The 16,062-nt window shown below is 73.1% G+C and carries 16 protein-coding genes and 1 tRNA gene; 7 read left to right on the top strand and 10 right to left on the bottom strand.

Going from position 1 to position 16,062, the window contains the following annotated elements; genetic code table 11:
* Positions 1-53: 53 nt before the first annotated feature.
* A complete protein-coding gene (locus tag AB0L37_RS19385; RefSeq protein WP_365506811.1) occupies positions 54-1,346 on the bottom strand; it encodes a hypothetical protein in 1,293 nt (430 codons plus the stop codon).
* 285 nt (positions 1,347-1,631) lie between these two features.
* Positions 1,632-2,411, bottom strand: coding sequence for a DUF4097 family beta strand repeat-containing protein (locus AB0L37_RS19380; RefSeq protein WP_365506468.1), 780 nt, complete (start codon positions 2,409-2,411; stop codon positions 1,632-1,634).
* 203 nt (positions 2,412-2,614) lie between these two features.
* Between AB0L37_RS19380 and AB0L37_RS19375 the strand changes: the two genes are divergently transcribed.
* Positions 2,615-2,689: transfer RNA gene (locus AB0L37_RS19375), tRNA-Val, on the top strand.
* Positions 2,690-2,735: 46 nt separating this feature from the next.
* On the opposite strand, the gene AB0L37_RS19370 is transcribed toward AB0L37_RS19375, so the two are convergent.
* Positions 2,736-3,104 carry a hypothetical protein gene (locus AB0L37_RS19370; protein ID WP_365506465.1) on the bottom strand — a complete coding sequence of 123 codons (369 nt, stop codon included), beginning with the start codon at positions 3,102-3,104 and terminating at the stop codon, positions 2,736-2,738.
* Between the two features lie 111 nt (positions 3,105-3,215).
* On the opposite strand from AB0L37_RS19370, the gene AB0L37_RS19365 reads away from it, so the two are divergent.
* Positions 3,216-3,449 carry a DUF2277 domain-containing protein gene (locus tag AB0L37_RS19365; protein WP_365506463.1) on the top strand — a complete coding sequence of 78 codons (234 nt, stop codon included), beginning with the start codon at positions 3,216-3,218 and terminating at the stop codon, positions 3,447-3,449.
* Here AB0L37_RS19365 and AB0L37_RS19360 read toward each other — a convergent pair.
* Positions 3,437-4,066, bottom strand: coding sequence for a VTT domain-containing protein (locus AB0L37_RS19360; protein WP_365506461.1), 630 nt, complete (start codon positions 4,064-4,066; stop codon positions 3,437-3,439). The genes AB0L37_RS19365 and AB0L37_RS19360 overlap by 13 nt on opposite strands.
* A 235-nt stretch (positions 4,067-4,301) precedes the next feature.
* Between AB0L37_RS19360 and AB0L37_RS19355 the strand changes: the two genes are divergently transcribed.
* Positions 4,302-4,835 (top strand): superoxide dismutase family protein, encoded by a 534-nt coding sequence (locus tag AB0L37_RS19355; RefSeq protein ID WP_365506458.1) that lies wholly within the window; start codon positions 4,302-4,304, stop codon positions 4,833-4,835.
* Between the two features lie 63 nt (positions 4,836-4,898).
* Here the strand turns inward: AB0L37_RS19355 and AB0L37_RS19350 are convergent, their stop codons facing one another.
* From AB0L37_RS19350 to AB0L37_RS19335, 4 genes are all read right to left on the bottom strand, one after another.
* Positions 4,899-5,339, bottom strand: coding sequence for a DoxX family protein (locus tag AB0L37_RS19350; RefSeq protein WP_365506455.1), 441 nt, complete (start codon positions 5,337-5,339; stop codon positions 4,899-4,901).
* Positions 5,340-5,460: 121 nt separating this feature from the next.
* Positions 5,461-7,377, bottom strand: a complete 1,917-nt coding sequence (locus AB0L37_RS19345; RefSeq protein ID WP_365506452.1) for an FAD/NAD(P)-binding protein — start codon at positions 7,375-7,377, stop codon at positions 5,461-5,463.
* A 129-nt stretch (positions 7,378-7,506) separates the two neighbouring features.
* Positions 7,507-9,159 carry an alkaline phosphatase D family protein gene (locus AB0L37_RS19340; RefSeq protein WP_365506449.1) on the bottom strand — a complete coding sequence of 551 codons (1,653 nt, stop codon included), beginning with the start codon at positions 9,157-9,159 and terminating at the stop codon, positions 7,507-7,509.
* A 117-nt stretch (positions 9,160-9,276) separates the two neighbouring features.
* The gene (locus AB0L37_RS19335; RefSeq protein ID WP_365506446.1) at positions 9,277-9,918 is read right to left on the bottom strand and encodes an HNH endonuclease family protein; all 642 of its coding nucleotides are present in this window, start codon (positions 9,916-9,918) and stop codon (positions 9,277-9,279) included.
* A gap of 388 nt (positions 9,919-10,306) precedes the next feature.
* On the opposite strand from AB0L37_RS19335, the gene AB0L37_RS19330 reads away from it, so the two are divergent.
* Positions 10,307-10,975: an HAD family hydrolase gene (locus AB0L37_RS19330; RefSeq protein WP_365506443.1), complete on the top strand. Its 669-nt coding sequence runs from the start codon at positions 10,307-10,309 to the stop codon at positions 10,973-10,975.
* A gap of 82 nt (positions 10,976-11,057) precedes the next feature.
* Here AB0L37_RS19330 and AB0L37_RS19325 read toward each other — a convergent pair whose 3' ends face one another.
* Complete coding sequence (locus AB0L37_RS19325; RefSeq protein ID WP_365506441.1) at positions 11,058-11,882, bottom strand: peptidoglycan-binding domain-containing protein; 825 nt, start codon at positions 11,880-11,882, stop codon at positions 11,058-11,060.
* 186 nt (positions 11,883-12,068) lie between these two features.
* On the opposite strand from AB0L37_RS19325, the gene AB0L37_RS19320 reads away from it, so the two are divergent.
* On the top strand, positions 12,069-14,147 hold the full coding sequence (locus tag AB0L37_RS19320) for an MFS transporter (protein ID WP_365506438.1): 2,079 nt from the start codon (positions 12,069-12,071) through the stop codon (positions 14,145-14,147).
* 86 nt (positions 14,148-14,233) lie between these two features.
* On the opposite strand, the gene AB0L37_RS19315 is transcribed toward AB0L37_RS19320, so the two are convergent.
* A complete protein-coding gene (locus AB0L37_RS19315; protein ID WP_365506437.1) occupies positions 14,234-14,734 on the bottom strand; it encodes a GNAT family N-acetyltransferase in 501 nt (166 codons plus the stop codon).
* A 128-nt stretch (positions 14,735-14,862) separates the two neighbouring features.
* Between AB0L37_RS19315 and AB0L37_RS19310 the strand changes: the two genes are divergently transcribed.
* Together AB0L37_RS19310 and AB0L37_RS19305 are read left to right on the top strand one after the other, a co-directional pair.
* Positions 14,863-15,549, top strand: coding sequence for a hypothetical protein (locus tag AB0L37_RS19310; protein WP_365506435.1), 687 nt, complete (start codon positions 14,863-14,865; stop codon positions 15,547-15,549).
* A 6-nt stretch (positions 15,550-15,555) separates the two neighbouring features.
* Positions 15,556-16,059: a hypothetical protein gene (locus AB0L37_RS19305; protein ID WP_365506433.1), complete on the top strand. Its 504-nt coding sequence runs from the start codon at positions 15,556-15,558 to the stop codon at positions 16,057-16,059.
* The last annotated feature ends 3 nt before the right edge of the window (positions 16,060-16,062 follow it).

Below are 16,062 nucleotides of genomic sequence, written 5' to 3'. Positions count from 1 at the left end.
CCTCATGTACGTACATCAAGCATCCGCCCGGCCCCGGGACAGTGCCAACCCCTTCAGACGCCGGTGCCGCGGTCCTCGCGGATCTGCGCCACGACCCGGGCCACCGTGCGCCGCACGGCCTCCGTCTCCGTGAGGAAGTGCCAGTAGTCGGGGTGGCGGCCCTCGAGCCCGGCGAGCGCGCGGTCGAGCCGGGCCACCGAGTCGTCGAGGGGGCGGGCGTGGCGCGGGTCGGGGGTGCTGCGGCCCGCCATCGCGAGGCGCTGGGCGTCCCGGATCGCGAAGCGGGTGCGGTCGACCTCCTGCTGCGGGTCCTTCGCCACCGCGTTCAGTCGCTGAAGCCGGTCGGAGGCGGCCGACACCGACTCGTCCGTGCTGTTCAGGAGCGCGCGGACGGTGGAGAGCAGCGATGTGGCGTCCGGCCAGCGCTGGGCCTCGCGGGCGGTACGGGCCTCGGCGAGCTTGGTCTCGGCCTGCCGTACGTTCTCCGCGGCCAGCTGCGGCACGTTCTGGAGGTCCTGCCAGCACGCCGCCGAGAACCGGCGCCGCAGCTCGCTCAGGACCGGGTCGACCTGGCCCGCTCTCGTCTGAAGGGCCTGCGCCCGCGTGCGCAGCGACACGAGACGGCGGTCGATCTCGGCGGCCCGCTCGGGCAGCCGCTCGGCCTCCGCGCGCACGGCCTCCGCGTCCCGCGCGACCCGGTCGGCACGCTCCAGGGTCTCCGCGACGCCGTGCCGGCCCGCGCCCTGGTTCAGCTTGGTCAGCTCCGGGCCGAGGGTCGCGAGGCGTCCCGCGAGGTCGTCGGCCTTCAGGCCCGCCTGCCGCGTGGCGTCCAGCGCGGTCGTCGCGGCGAGCAGGGCCTGTCGGGCGCGCTCCACCGCCGGGGCGAGCCGGGTCAGCTGGGTCTCCGCCTTGCCGAGCAGCGGGCCGAGCCCCTGCGCGAACCGGTCCAGGTCCGCCTTGGTGCGGCTCAACTGGTCCTTGGCCTGCGTCAGTTCGGTCCGCGCGCGGACCGCGGCGCTCGCCTCCAGGTCGTCGCGGTCCAGGTCGTGGGCGTCGACCGCGGTGATGTACTGGCCGCTCACCTCGTCGATCCGGCGGCCGAGTTGCTCGAAGTCGGTGACGGCGCGGCGGGCCGCGGGGGAGTCGTCGACCGCGGTGATCGTCTCGATGGAGATCCGCAGGTCCCGCTGGGCGGTGTCCAGCTCGTAGAAGGCGGCGGCCGCGGCGTCCTTCGCGGCCTGTGCCTCGGCCCGCTGGTTCTCGGCGCGGCCGCCGAACCATCGCCGGGTGCCTCCGGCGTTGAACGTGGCGATGGCTGTGGCCGCGATGAGGGGTACGGGGAGCAGGGCGAGGGTGAGGAGGTCGCGGAGGGGGCTGTAGCGGGAGGACGGGGTGGCGTCTGCCTGGTTGGTGTGGGGGGCCGGGTGCGCGTTCGTCGTGGTTGCTCGCGCAGTTCCCCGCGCCCCTTCAGGGCGCACCTGCTCGGGGCGTCGAGGAAGGACTGGGGACGACGGAACTGGCTGTGTCCTGGTCGTCGTCGCCGTCACTAACCTCTCCTGTGCTGCCCGTGCCGTCATCGAGTCTGCCCGGTGTCCATTCTCCCACCGGTTAATGACGAACACACGGGCCGGTTAGTTCGCGGTTCGGACCGTGACTTTTCCGTCCTGGGCGCGGGCCGTGATCCGGTGGTCGCTGTGCGCGTCGCGGGGGACCGAGACGTCGACGCCGCCGTCGTCCGTGTCCGTCGTGACGCGGTACCTGGCGGAGCCGGGCACCGTGAGCGTCAGGGAGCCGTCCTGGCTGCGCGCGTCGACGCGGTCGGGGACGGTGCGCAGGGCGATGTGGGCCGAGCCGTCCTCGGTGTCGACGGTGACCCGGCGGGAGTCGACGCGGGTGGCGTTCAGGGAGCCGTCCTCGCCGCTCAGGCGCAGCGGGCCCTTGATGTCGTCGACGCGGACCGAGCCGTCGCCGGTGGTGATGTCGAGGCCCTTGTCGAAGCCGTCGGCGCGCACGCTGCCGTCGCCGTTCTTGACGACCACGGCGACGCCGCGCGGCACCTCGACCCGGTGCCGGGCCGAGCAGTCGGCGATGAGGCCGCTGCAGTCGAGGCGCAGGGTGAGCCGGTCCTCGTCGCCCTGCCAGGCCCACGTCACCTTCGGGTCGCCGCCGATCACGGTGGAGCCCTCGAACCAGCGGGTCACCTTCACCTGGTCGCTGTCGCCCGGGACCAGTTCGAGCGCCGAGTCGTCCGAGTCGACCGTGAGCGTCGTGCCGCGCAGCGCGAAGGACCGGTGGTCGGGGTGGCCGTCGTCGGAGGCGTCGGCCCCGCAGGCCGTCGCCGTCGCGGCGACGGCGGTGACGGCCGCGAGTGCGGCGAGGACGCGCGCGGTGCGCGACGGGCGGACGGTCATGGTGAACTCCCCCTGCGGTGGCTGGTGTTGCGTCGCCGGCACGGTGTCCGGCACTCCATGAACGTACGGGGGTGAAGGCGTCCGCCGGGATACGGTCGGCCACCGGATCCGGGGTGGGGATAACCCCCCGGACGCGGGTTTGCGGTGCACGGCCGTCGGCAAGGTAGGCTGTCGGCTCGTCCTGGTCACAGCGCCGGGGACCAGGGTGCGTAGCTCAGGGGTAGAGCGCCTGCCTTACAAGCAGGATGTCGGCGGTTCGAAACCGTCCGCGCCCACCACGGTGAACGAAGGCCCTCGGGCGATCGTGACGCACACACGTCATGGTCACTCCCGGGGGCCTTCGTCGTGCCCGGGCTCGGGGTCGTGCATGTGCTTGAGGCGGGCCCTCGCCCGCACCGCGTCGGCGCCCGAGAGCTCGCCCCAGTAGCGATGGCACGTCACGAAGACGGCCAGCTCCAGCTCGCGCCTGCGGAGCTTCTCCACCTCCGCCTGTTCGTCGTCGCTCCAGCCCGGTGAGGCCGGGCGCTCCAGCTTGCGCCAGCCCTGGGTGTCGCTGATGGCGTCGAGCGGCTCGACCGACCAGGGAAGCCGCTTGAGGAGGGCCACCAGCTCGGCCCGGACCTGGTGCAGCTCCTCCTGTGCCGCGAGGAGGTCGCTCGGGAAGTCGAGGTCGGATTCATCGTTCGCTGCCACCCGGCAATGGTACGTCTGTTCGATTTAGGGGCGCGAGCAACTTCGGGGAGTTCACGCGAACGTGTGGTCGAACCCGGGCGCCGGGAGGGGGTGCGGCGGCAGACTGGAGGCATGTGCCGCAGCATCAAGACCCTTCGCCCGCCCGTTCTCCCCGAAGAGGCCACCGAGGAGGAGATCAGGGCGGCCGCCCTCCAGTACGTACGGAAGGTGTCCGGGTTCCGGGCGCCGGCCGCGCACAACCAGGAGGTGTTCGACCGGGCCGTGGACGAGATCGCGCGGGCCACCGCCGAACTGCTCGACGGGATCGAGGTACGGGGACGGCCGAAGGCTGCTCAGGCCTCCTGAGGCTCCGGCGGCGGGCGGCGCATCACGTACGCCGCGACCAGGCCCGCGCCGACCAGGGCGAGCAGTGAGACCACGGTGGACAGCCAGCTCGCGCCGAGCCACTGCGCCCCGAAGTAGCCGAGCGCCACGCTGTACGCGGCCCAGGCCACGCCGGCCAGCGCCGACCAGGGCACGAACTCGCGGGGCCGGGTGTGCGCCGTGCCGGCCGCGAACGAGACGACCGAGCGGCCCGCGGGCGCGAACCGGGCGATGATCACGAGCAGTCCGCCGCTGGAGCGTGCGAGGGCCCCGCCGAGACGTTCCTGCGCGGTCGTCAGGCGCCGGGAGCGGGCGATGGCGCGGTCCAGGCGTGCGCCGCCGCGCCAGGCGAGCCGGTAGGCGACCAGGTCGCCGACGACCGAGGCCGTCGCGGCGCAGGCGGTGAGGGCGAGCAGATCGGGTACGCCGTGCGGGACCTGCCCGGTGGCCGCACCCGTGCCGGCCGCCGCCGCGGTGGCCGCGGTGATCACCAGGACGCCGCTGGGCAGCACCGGCAGGAAGACGTCGAAGAGCACGGAGAGCGCGACGAGCGCGTAGATCCATGGGCTGCCGGTCAGCGACCCGACACTCTCCAACACGCGCGCCAACTCCCCGTACGGACCGAATCCCCCGGCCGTTCCCTCCGGGCGAGAGCGGCTTCATGACAGCTGTACAGCGTACGCCTGACGTGTGGCCCGAGTGACGCAAGGGGTACAAATGTTCTCCATCTCACGTTCACCCGCGTGGCCCGCCCGGCGCGACACCGCCCGCCTTTCTCCCGTACGAACGAACCGGTGCGAACCGGCACCGAGCGACTGACCGGAGGATCTGGCGATGGTGGCAGGGATGGTGACCGGCGCTCTCGCGGCGGCCGTGTTCGCGGCGGGCGGTGGCGGGGCCGTCGGCGCCGCGGACTGCTACTGGATGCGGACCGAGGCGCGGTTCACGCCGCCGACGGCGTTCGTGCCGTCGCCCGCGATCACGTACGACATGGAGCTGGTGCCCGCGGCGGCGTCGATCGCGGTCGCGCAGCGCGGCGACGAGCGCGGCATGACGGTGAAGCTGCGTGTCGAGGGCCTCGCCCCCGGCCACGCCTACGGCGCGCACGTCCACCAGAAGCCGTGCGGCGTCGATCCGGGGGCCGCGGGCGGGCACTACCAGCACGTGGTCGACCCGAAGCGGGTGAACGCCGAGAACGAGGTGTGGCTGGACTTCACCACCGACGCGGCCGGCGACGCGCACGCGACCGCGCGCAAGGCGTGGGGGCTGCGGGCCGGTGAGGCCGGGTCGGTGGTGATCCATGACGTGCCCGGAGGTGCCGGGAAGCGGGTGGCGTGCTTCACCGTGCCGTTCGCTTCGCTGCCCTGACCCCGCCCGCACACGACGGCGCCCGCCCCGGTTCGACCGGGGCGGGCGCCGTCGTACGTGACGTCAGACCGTGACGGTGGCGCGCTGCGTCGCCGACTCCTGCTCGGTGCTCCGGCCGCGGCCGGCGAAGAGCCGGTCGAGGCCGAGCGCGCCGGAGCCGGTGAAGACGAGGAGCAGCATGGTCCAGCAGAACAGGACGGAGGCCTCGCCGCCGTTCTGGAGCGGCCACAGGGCCTCGGGCTGGTGGACCTTGAAGTACGCGTAGGCCATCGAGCCCGACGAGATCAGCGCGGCGAAGCGGGTGCCGAGGCCGAGCAGCACCAGGCCGCCGCCGACGAGCTGGATGACGGCCGCGTACCAGCCGGGCCAGGTGCCCGCTTCGACGGTGGCGCCGCCGAGGACGCCGAAGAGCGAGGCGGCGCCGTGGCAGGTGAAGAGCAGGCCGATGACGATGCGGAAGAGGCCGAGGGCGTAGGGCTGGGCGCTGTTGAGGCGTCCGGTCATGGGGGGACTCCTTCGGTCGTTGGGGACCGGTCGGTTGGGGACGTAACCGAGTTCACGGTGCAGTCGGCGCCGTCGTCGCCGCCGTTGCCACCGATCTGGGAGCGCCTCAGATTAGGGGAACCTAACCAATGCTTGCAAGTTCAACATTCGGCCATGGCCGGCGGTCGGCCGTCGCGGTGCGCAGGGCCGCGCGCGCCACCGCGTCGGCGTCCGAGAGCGTCACCGAGTCGACCCCGGGACGCGCCCCCGCCGCGGTCACCCAGTGCACCCCTTCCGTGGGCACGCCGAACGCGAACCGCCGTGCGTGCGGGCGGCCTTGACGGTCGATCAGGTGATAGGGGCGAGGTGTCACGTCGAGGCCGCCCGTCTCGTGGCCGTCGGTCGTGTGCGGGCGGGCGCGGCCGGTCTTCAGGAGCCGGGCGAGCAGTTCGTCGGCGGTGCGGCGCACGTCGGGTGCGGGCAGCCGGGCCTCGACGAGTGTGGTGATCGTCACCGCGGAGCCCGGTATATCGGGGGAGTGCGCCACGAACCGCCCGTCCCGCGCGGCGACTTCGAGGCGCGGGCCGACGACGGTGAGGACGCCCGCCTCGATCAGCGCGGTCATCTCCTCGATGCGCCGGCGCGGCGGGCCGATGGACAGGAACGCGTTGAGCGGGGTGTACCAGCGATCGAGGTGGTCGCGGCGGGAGGTGCCGGTCAGGCCGCCGTGGTCGACGACGAGCCGCAGTTCGTTGCGCAGGTCGCGCAGCACGTCGAGCGCGGCCTTCACGGGTCCGTCGACGTTGCCGAGCGCGGCATGGGCGGCGTCCTCGCGCAGATGGCGGAGGAGCCAGGAGCGCCAGTCGGCGGGCGAGACGAAGGTGCGCTCGGCGTGCGGGCGCGAGACGTGGTCCCAGGACCAGATCTGGTCGTCGGCGATCCCGAACTCCCAGAGCACGTCGGCCTCTTGGGGAGAACCGTGGGGTGCGGCGAGGAAGCGCTCCTGGAAGTCGGGCGTGAGCATTCCGGCGGACTTCAGGAGCGCCGCGTAGTAGACCGTCTCGACCTCCTTCGCGACCAGCGGCCATATGTCGGCGAGGAAGTCGGGGGCGTCACCGGCCTCGGCACGCTCGCGGAAGCGGGCGACGGCCTCGGGCGTGAGGACCGCCGGCGCGTGGCGTCCGTGCGGGCCCTTGGCGTTGTCGCCGCGCGCCTGGTGCGGGATGCCGCGGCGCGAACCGGCGTACAGGCGCGGCTCGTCACCGGACGGTGTGTACCGCAGGCCGCCGCCGGGCGCCGGGGTGAAGCGGCCGCCCCGTCCCTCGGTCAACAGGGCCATGTGATCGAAGAAGTTGAGGCCCAGGCCGCGCAACAGGACGGCCTCGCCGGGGCGTACGGGGGCGAGGTCGAGGTCGGCCGGGTTCGCCGGCGGGACGTGGCGCAGGCCGTGCTCCCGCGCGTACGTGCTCAGCGCGCGCTCGGCGGGGGTGTCGACGACGGGCAGGTGGCCCTGGGCGAGGACGACCGCGTGCAGGCCGGTCAGTTCGCGGCCGTCGGCGAGGGCGAGAGTCTGGCGGCCGGCGGTGTCGGTGGTGTCGGCGGCGTCGGCGGTGTCGTCGTCGAGGCGGACCGCGCGGGTGGCGTGCGTGACGACCTCGACGGCGGGCGGGGCCGCGGCGACCGTCTCGGCGAACACATGGCGCAGATAGCGGCCGTACTGGGCGCGGGTGGGGTATGCGTCCGGGCCGAGGGCGGTGTCGTGCGCGGCCGCCCACTCGTACAGGCTCGGGCCGGGGCGCACCGGGCCCGCGCAGTCGACCGACTCGTCCGTGTGCAGGGTGACCTGCGAGGCGACCGTGTTCATCAGGAGTTCGGGCGCCTGGTCGGTGCGCCAGACGCCGCCCGCGCCCGGGGGCGCCGGGTCGATCACGTGGACGGTGAGCCGGGCGCCGTCCGGGAGCAGCTCCTCGGCGGAGGCGGTCAGCCGCTCCAGGACGCTGGTGCCGCGGGGGCCTGCGCCGACGACGGCAAGGCTGAACTCGGTGTGGGGGGCGGGCAAAACGGGACTCCCGGGGCATGTGGGGCTGCTGGAAGCGGACGGTCCGCCTCATCATGCCGTTTCGCCTCCGGGAGCGGAGGGCGGGATTCCAGGTGTGGGCCGGATCACGGAGGGTGCGTGCCGGGCCGGTCAGCTGAGCGTGCGCCGCTCCACCCGCGCGAGGTCGCCCTTCTGCGTGGCCTGATCGAGGGTGAGGTCGGCGCGGCGGCCGCGCAGCGTCAGCGTCATCAGCTGGTTGCCGAACCAAGGCCCGCCCGTTTTGCGCCAGTTGATACGCGGGGCCGCCGCGCGGGCGTGCCGGGCGAAGCGGCGGCCGAGCGCGCGGCCCGTCCGGCTCCAGCCGAACCGGAAGCCGACGCGTATCGACGCGGGCACCGAGTTGTGGACGGGGGAGCAGGTCAGTTGCAGGACGCGGGCGGCGGGGACGGCCGGGGCGTCGGCGGGCCAGGCGGGTTCGGCGACGTACGCGTGGTGCACGTCCCCGGACAGGACCGCGATCGTCGCGGGCGCGGCCGGGCCCGAACCCGCCTCGGCTATCAGATCCGCCAGCGCGTCGAACGATGCCGGGAACGCCGCCCAGTGCTCCAAGTCGGCCCGCCTGCGCAGCTTTTCGCCGCGCAGCGCCCAGCGCGCACCGCGCTCGCCGCGGCTCATCGCCGCGTTCCACCCCTCGGCGTCGTGGATCAGATGCGGCAGCAGCCAGGGCAGTGACGTACCGATCAGGAGGTGGTCGTACGCGCCGGGCGCCGCGTCCTGCCCGTCGAGCACCTGCTCGCGCAGCCAGCGCTCGGCGTCCGGGTGGAGCATCGAGCGGTGCTGCTCGTCCAGGACACGGGCCGCGCGGCTGTCCACCATCAGCAGGCGTACGCGGCCGAAGTCGCGCCGGTAACTCCACTGCACCGACGCGGGGTCGGTGTCGGCGCGGGCGGCGAAGGCGCGCAGCGCGTCCGTGCCGTCGGGCGTCGCGCGCACCGCCTCGTAGACCGCGTCGGCGGCGAGCGCGGTGGGCGACAGATTGCCGATGTGCTGGTGCACCCAGTACGACATCAGGCCGCTCAGCAGCCGCTCGCGCCACCAGGGCGTCGCCCGCATGTCGGCGAGCCAGGCCTCGCTGGTGTTCCAGTCGTCTATCAGGTCGTGGTCGTCGAAGATCATCGCGGAGGGGACGGTGGAGAGCAGCCAGCGGATCTCGGGGTCGAGCCAGGACTCGTAGTAGAGGCGCGTGTACTCCTGATAGTCCGCGACCTGGTTGCCGGGTTCCTCGCGCAGGTCGCGGCGGCGGGCCAGCCACTGCTGCGTCGCCGGTGAGGTCTCGTCCGCGTACACCTGGTCGCCGAGCAGGACGAGGATGTCGGGCCGCTCGGTGTCCGGGTGCGCGGCGAGGCGGGCGGCGAGGGTGTCGAGGGCGTCCGGGCCCACCGGGTCGTGCTCGTCGGCGGGAGGGGCGGCCCAGCGGCAGGAGCCGAAGGCGACGCGGAGCGGGTTGTCGGGGGTGCCGTGCTGCGGGGTGCGGATGGTGCTGTCGGGGAAGCGGGAGCCGGCCTCGGGCCAGACGCGGCCGCCGTCGAGCGTCACCTCGTACGACGTCTCGGTGCCCGGGGTCAGGCCGGTGACCGGGATCAGGGCGTAGTGGTGCCCGTCGATCTGGAAGGTGTGCGCGCTGCCGCGGGCGCCGTCCTTGCAGCGCACCTCGGCGACGCAGGGCCGGCTCGCCTCGACCCAGACGGTGGCGGCCTCCTCGTCCACGTACCGCAGGAGTGGTCCAAGCCGCAGCCTCGCCACGTGATCGCCTCCGCATCTCCGGCACTCCGACGTTCCGGGCCGTACGGTACGGAACGTCGGAGGCGGGCGGGGTGGTTCCGGCGGCCCGATTTTCGGGAAGTGCCGGTGAGCGGCCTGTCAGCAGCCGCTGAGGCCCGACTGGATCGCGCTCTTCTCGGCCGAGTCGACGGTCAGGGCGTAGTAGTGCTTCACCTGGACCCACATCCGCAGATAGGTGCAGGCGTACGCGGTGCGCGACGGCATCCAGGTGGCCGGGTCCTGGTCGCCCTTGGCCTGGTTCACGTTGTCGGTGACGGCGATGAGCTGCGGCCGGGTGAGGTCGTTGGCGAAGCCCTGGCGCTTGCTCGTCGTCCACGCGTTGGCACCGGACTTCCACGCCTCGGACAGCGGGACGATGTGATCGATGTCGAGGTCGGAGGCGGCGGTCCAGGTGGCGCCGTCGTAGGCCGAGTACCAACTGCCGGACGTGGCGGCACAGTTGGAGTCCGTCACGACGTTCGTGCCGTCGCGCTTGAGGACGACCTCGCGGGTGTTGCAGGTGCCGGACTGGGTGATCCAGTGCGGGAACAGATCGCGGCTGTACCCGTCCGACGAGCCCTCGGCCTTCACCGTCAGCTCGGAGAGGTACGTACGGGCGGTCGCGGCGCTGACCGGGGTGGGCGGGGCGGCCTGCGCGGTGGGGCCGGACATCAGGGTGAGGCCGGCGGCGAGGGCGAGGGTGCCGAGGGCCACGGGGACGGGTCGACGCGCGTAGAACATGCGAACTCCCAGGGGGTGGGGGGTGGTTGGCCGGGCGGGGTGTGCCTGGCCAGGGTGGAGGGGTGGGGTTTCGGGGAGGTGAGCGTTGAGTGACAGGGTCGCGTCAAAATGGGGTGAGGGGCAAGGGGTAAGTGCGGTGCGATGGAGGCGAGTTGGGACTCGTCGGGGCCCGATCAAGCCCTTGCGGCGATCGGGCGGCGGGGTCCGGGGCGGAGTCCCGAGTCGTTCGGCTGATCGCCGAGTGCGGATCATCCCCCGGCTCACCCCGACTGGCGATCACGGCGAAGCGTTTTGTATCGTGGGGGAACAAAGTGGTTCCCGTCCGCACTCCCTGACCGGCGGGCGGGGCCGCCTTGTTCCCCCTGCCTCCGTTCTCTGGAGCCTGCCGATGCCGGCCACGCCCACCGTTCTCTCCGCGCGCGCCCTGCTGCTCGACATGGACGGCACGCTCGTCAACTCCGACGCCGTCGTGGAGCGGATCTGGCGGCGCTGGGCCGTCGACCACGGCTTCGACCCCGACGAGGTGATGGCCGTCGCCCACGGGCGTCAGGGCCACGCCACGATGGCCGTACTGCTGCCCGAGCGGTCCGTCGAGGAGAACTACGCCGACAACGCGCGGATGCTCGCCGCGGAGACCGCGGACATGGACGGCGTCGTGCCGGTGCCGGGCGCCCCGGAGTTCCTGGACGCGCTGATCTCCGGCGGGGTGCCGCACGCGCTGGTCACCTCGGCGGATGTGCCGCTGTCGACCGGGCGGATGGCCGCGGCGGGGCTGCCGTATCCCGCGGTGCGGGTGACGGCGGAGAACGTGGGGGCCAGCAAGCCCGACCCCGAAGGGTTCCTCAAGGGGGCCGCCGAGCTGGGGGTCGATCCCGCGGACTGTGTGGTGTTCGAGGACTCGGGGGCCGGGATCTCGGCGGGGCGCTCCGCCGGGATGCGGGTCGTGGGCGTCGGGGCCCGGGCCGTCGGGCAGGGGGCGGATGTCGTGGTGCCGGATCTCCGGGCCGTACGCGTTGTTGCCGGGGGCGACGGGGAGATCCTGCTGTACGTGGGATGACATCGGTCGGCGGCGATGACGCTCAGGTCGCGGGGCTCTGCCCCGGACCCCGCTGCTCAATCGCCGCAGGGGCTTGATGTGCTCACGTTTCGCGTTCGAGTGCCTCCCTGGTCGCCGGGCCGTACGTTCCCTGGTCGTCCGTCTGGATGCCCCGGGAGAGTTGGTAGGTGCGCAGGGCGTACTCCGTCGGGCCGTTGAAGTTGCCGTTCGGGTCGCCGATGTAGAGGTTCAGCCGCTTGAGGCGGGACTGGAGTTCGGTGACCTCGGGGCCGTGGTCGCCCCGGCGCAGGACCGCCTGGGCCGGGGGTGTCGCGCTGCGGGTCGCCGTCGGCGCGGGGGGCGTGGACTGCGTCGCCGTCGGGCTCTTCGACGTACGGCTCGCGGACGGGGTCGGGGACACCGAGGCCGACGCGGACGGCGATGCCGAGGCGCTCGGCGACGCGCTCTCCCGGGACGAGGACGAGGACGGGGACGCCGGCGCGGACGACGGCGGTGCGGACGCCGGCTCGTGCGGCGCCGCACCGGACAGCGTCGACTCGCTCGCGGCCGCCGCCGTCGACGGGGAGTCGTCCCCGCCCGCCGAGATCAGGACCGTCACCAGCGCGGCCACGCTCAGTACCCCCGCGACCGCGGCGAGCAGCAGGACGGGTCCGCGCCGCCGCTCCGGCTCCGGAGCGTCGACGTCGTCCGCGCCGGCCGGTTCCTCCGGCGGCAGCGGGGTGCGCGGCGGATGCGCGTACGGGTCGGCCGCGCGCGGCGGCGCCGGCAGGGACGGCTCGGGAAGCGTGACATAAGGGCGGATACGGAGCGGCCCGAAGCTCTCCGCCTCGCAGGCGCACGACGGATCGCCGTCCGGCCCCCCGCCCGCCCCGCACTCCGGACACGTACGTCTGTGGTCGTCGCTCATCGTGTGGCCCCCCATCCCCGAGCGTTGCAAGGCGCATTATGCAGACCCGTGCGCCCCGCCCGCAGCGCGGGCCCGGGAAATCGCGGGGCCCAGTAGGACTCAACAGGCCAAACCTGGTCACACCTACCAGGATGGGAAGTGCCAAGCCCCCGGCCGGTCCGGGCCGGGGAGGCTTCGGAGGTGGCCATGAGCAGCCAGGAAGTACACGACGGTTCCGGCAACGCCGCCGGAGGCCGCACCCACCGCGCCGTGCCCGACGACGCGGGCAAGAGCAGCGGTGTTCTCGTCTCCATCGGAGCCCTGCTGCTCGGTATGCTGCTCGCCGCCCTCGACCAGACCATCGTCTCGACGGCCCTGCCCACCATCGTCAGCGATCTCGGCGGCATGGAGCACCTGTCGTGGGTCGTCACCGCGTACATGCTCGCGGCCACCGCGGCGACCCCGCTGTGGGGCAAGCTCGGCGACCAGTACGGGCGCAAGAAGCTGTTCCAGCTCGCCATCGCGATCTTCCTCGTCGGCTCCGCGCTGTGCGGCATGGCGCAGAACATGCCGCAGCTGATCGGCTTCCGTGCGCTGCAAGGTCTTGGCGGCGGCGGCTTGATGGTGCTGTCGATGGCCATCGTCGGCGACATCGTCTCGCCGCGTGAACGCGGCAAGTACCAGGGGCTGTTCGGCGCCGTCTTCGGCGCGACCAGCGTGCTCGGACCGCTGCTCGGAGGCCTGTTCACCGAGCATCTGAGCTGGCGCTGGGTCTTCTATGTCAACCTCCCCATCGGTGTCGTCGCGCTCGCCGTGATCGCCGCCGCGCTCCACATCCCGGTCCGCTCGCGCAAGCACCGCATCGACTACCTCGGCACCTTCCTCATCGCGTCCGTGGCGACCTGTCTCGTCCTCGTCGCCTCGCTCGGCGGCACGACCTGGGACTGGGGCTCGCCGCAGATCATCGGGCTCGCGATCCTCGGCGTGGTGCTCGGCGTCGTCTTCGTGTTCGTGGAGTTCCGGGCCGCGGAGCCCGTCCTGCCGATGAAGCTGTTCCGCGTCCGGACGTTCACGCTGTCCGCGGTCATCAGCTTCGTCATCGGCTTCGCGATGTTCGGCGCGATGACATACCTGCCGACGTTCCTCCAGGTCGTCCAGGGCGTCTCGCCGACCATGTCGGGCGTGCACATGCTGCCGATGGTCATCGGTCTGCTCCTGTCCTCCACGGTCTCGGGGCAGATCGTCAGCCGCACCGGGCGCTGGAAGGTGTTCCCGATCGCGGGCACCGCCGTCACCACGCTCGGCCTGCTGCTCCTGCACAACCTCAGCGAGACCAGCTCCACCCTGAGGATGAGCCTCTACTTCTTCGTCTTCGGACTCGGGCTCGGCCTCGTCATGCAGGTGCTCGTCCTCATCGTGCAGAACGCGGTCCCGTACGAGGATCTGGGCGTCGCCACATCGGGCGCCACCTTCTTCCGCTCGATCGGAGCCTCCTTCGGTGTCGCCATCTTCGGCACCATCTTCACCAACCGCCTGAACGGCAACCTGAGTTCGGCCCTCGCCGGGCAGCAGCTGCCGCCCGGCGTCACCCCCGCCTCGCTCAGCGCCGACCCGCGCGGCATCGCCCAACTCCCCGCCGCGCTGCGGCCGTCGGTGCTGCACGCCTACTCCACGTCCATCACCGACGTCTTCCTCTACGCCGTCCCGGTCGCCCTGCTCGCCTTCGCCCTGTCCTGGTTCCTGCGCGAGGACAAGCTGCGCGGCTCCGTCACCGCGCCCGACGCCACCGAGACGCTCGCCTCCAACCCGGTCGAGCGCTCCTCGTACGACGAGGTGGCGCGGGCCCTTTCGGCGCTCGGGACCCGCGAGGGGCGGCGCGAGATCTACGAGAAGATCACCGAGCGGGCGGGCTACGACCTGCTGCCCGCGGCGAGTTGGCTCGTGCTGCGCATCAACCGGTACGGGTGGGCGGAGCCTGCCTCGCTCGCCGAGCGCAGCGCCGTGCCGCTCCATGTCGTCCTCGCGGCGGCCCGGCAGGTCGAGGAGCGGCGCCTCGCCGTACGCGAAGGGGTCGACCTGGTCCTCACGGACGAGGGGCGGGCGGTCGCGGCCCGGCTCGGCGCGGCCCGCGAGGAGTCCCTCGCCGAACTGCTCGGCGACTGGTGGGGGCCCGACCGCCCCACCGACCTCATCAACCTCGTCTCCGAACTGAACGCCGAGATGTGCGGATCGGACGCGGAGCGGCCGCACGACGGGACGGTTCAGCGGCCGGGTGTGAGCGCGTGAACTCCCCGGGCGGGCACTCCGGGAGCATGAACTCCCTTACGGAGTAGGTGCTTTCAGGCCAGGGCGAACGGCTCGCGGCGGGCCGGCTACGCGCCGAGCTTCTTGCTGAACCAGTGCTCGGCGTAGGCGTCGTCGTTGTGCGGCGGCGTCTCCTCGTAGCCGAGCCGCGCGTACAGGGCACGTGCCTCCACCAGGTCGTCGCGGGTGTCGAGCCGGATCACCTCGGCGCCCAGGGCGCGCGCCGCGTCCTCGGCCGCCGCGACGAGCAGGGACGCGCCGCCCGTGCCGCGCAGCTCCTCGCGTACGTAGACCCGCGTGAGCTCGGCCGTACGGTCGTCGACCAGGCGCACTCCGGCCGTGCCCGCGGGTTCGCCCTCGTAGCGGCCGACGAGCAACTGGCCGGTGGGCGGCGCCAGTTGGGACCCCGACTCGGAGGCGACACCGCGCTCCAGCTCGGCCGGGTCCGTGGTGCGGCCCTCGTGCAGCAGGTACCAGCGGTCGCTCACCTCCGTGTAGTACGCGCGCCACAGGGCGGCGGCGACGGCGGAGTCGAACGGTTCGGGGGCGACGGTCCAGGAGGTGCGCATGGCGCATTCTGTGTCCGGTGGTCCGTGGCCCCGCAAGTCGTTTTCGCCGCTCGTCGCGTCGCGATCTGTTTGGGTGTCCGGCCGGTGGCAACTCGGTGTGGACAAGCCACCACTGAGGGAAGGCACCCATGTCCACAGGCGTGATCATCGCTCTGATCGTGGTGGGGCTCGTGGTCGTCGTCGCGGCGGGACTCTTCGCCGCGCGCACCGCACCCCGCGGCGGACGCGGCCTCCAGCGCCGCTTCGGGCCCGAGTACGACCGGGCCGTCGCCCACCACGACGGCGACACCAAGGCAGCCGAGCACGAACTGGCCGAGCGGGTACGGCGGCACGGTTCGCTGAAGACCCACCCCCTGGACCCCGCCGCCCGTGAGCGCTACCTGGCGCGCTGGGCCGACGCCCAGGAACGCTTCGTCGAGGACCCGGCCGGCGCCGTCGCCGAGGCCGACGCCGTCCTCGCCGACCTGGCGCACGAGCGCGGCTTCCCCGCCGGGGGCGCCGACGGACGCTACGAGGACCAGCTCGACGCCCTCTCCGTCCACCACGGGGCCCATGTGCACGGCTACCGGCGCGTCCACCGCGCCACCCACGCCCGCACCGGGCACGCCGACGAGAGCAGGGCCGGTACGGAGGAACTGCGGGCGGCGATGGTCGAGGCGCGGGCCCTCTTCGAGGACCTGGTCGGCCGGGACCGCGCCATGCGGCGGCGCACCGGCGACGCCGGCGAGGAGGCCGCCGACCGGCGCGCAGCGGACACGCACGGCTCGCACAAGAGGACGGGTGCCCTCAAGGGGCGTCTGGCGAAGGGGAGTTGAGCGAACATGACGGACATCGACAGGACGCGCGGCGGCGCCATGGGCTCCGGCCCGGCCCCGGATCGCACGGATCGCACGGATCGCCCGGAGCGCATGGAGCACGCGGAGCGCCTGGGCCACCGGGACACCCCGGAGCGCATGGAGGGCACGGACCGCCCGGACCGCCCGGAGCGCATGGAACGTCCGGCGGGCATGGAGCGTACGACGGAGATGGGGCACGGGCCCGGGCACGCCTCCGGTACGCGCTCCGAGATCGTCCCGACCGACGCCCGCGCCGAGCTCGAAGGCCGGCTGCGGCACGCGGTCACCGGGTTCGTGGACGGTCCCCGGGCCGCCGTCGAGGAGGCCGATCACGTCCTGGAGGACCTGACGGCCCGCCTCGCGGAGACCCTCGCGGGCCGTCGCCGCACCCTGCGCACGTCGTGGCAGGAGTCGACGGACGACACCGAGCAGCTGAGGATCGCGCTGCGCGACTACCGGGAGACGGCGGAGCGGCTGCTCAAGCTGTGACGG

Source organism: Streptomyces sp. NPDC052225, assembly GCF_040679615.1.
In the GTDB taxonomy this organism is placed as follows: Bacteria; Actinomycetota; Actinomycetes; order Streptomycetales; family Streptomycetaceae; genus Streptomyces.
The sequence above is the reverse complement of the archived record's forward strand: the minus strand, read 5'-3'. Positions and strand labels throughout refer to the sequence as shown.

Coding starts and splice junctions, on each gene's coding strand:
- AB0L37_RS19380 (WP_365506468.1), bottom strand. CDS start 2,411: ATGACCGTCCGCCCGTCGCGCACCGCGCGCGTCCTCGCCGCACTCGCG.
- AB0L37_RS19365 (WP_365506463.1), top strand. CDS start 3,216: ATGTGCCGCAGCATCAAGACCCTTCGCCCGCCCGTTCTCCCCGAAGAG.
- AB0L37_RS19355 (WP_365506458.1), top strand. CDS start 4,302: ATGGTGGCAGGGATGGTGACCGGCGCTCTCGCGGCGGCCGTGTTCGCG.
- AB0L37_RS19350 (WP_365506455.1), bottom strand. CDS start 5,339: ATGACCGGACGCCTCAACAGCGCCCAGCCCTACGCCCTCGGCCTCTTC.
- AB0L37_RS19335 (WP_365506446.1), bottom strand. CDS start 9,918: ATGTTCTACGCGCGTCGACCCGTCCCCGTGGCCCTCGGCACCCTCGCC.
- AB0L37_RS19330 (WP_365506443.1), top strand. CDS start 10,307: ATGCCGGCCACGCCCACCGTTCTCTCCGCGCGCGCCCTGCTGCTCGAC.
- AB0L37_RS19325 (WP_365506441.1), bottom strand. CDS start 11,882: ATGAGCGACGACCACAGACGTACGTGTCCGGAGTGCGGGGCGGGCGGG.
- AB0L37_RS19320 (WP_365506438.1), top strand. CDS start 12,069: ATGAGCAGCCAGGAAGTACACGACGGTTCCGGCAACGCCGCCGGAGGC.
- AB0L37_RS19315 (WP_365506437.1), bottom strand. CDS start 14,734: ATGCGCACCTCCTGGACCGTCGCCCCCGAACCGTTCGACTCCGCCGTC.
- AB0L37_RS19310 (WP_365506435.1), top strand. CDS start 14,863: ATGTCCACAGGCGTGATCATCGCTCTGATCGTGGTGGGGCTCGTGGTC.
- AB0L37_RS19305 (WP_365506433.1), top strand. CDS start 15,556: ATGACGGACATCGACAGGACGCGCGGCGGCGCCATGGGCTCCGGCCCG.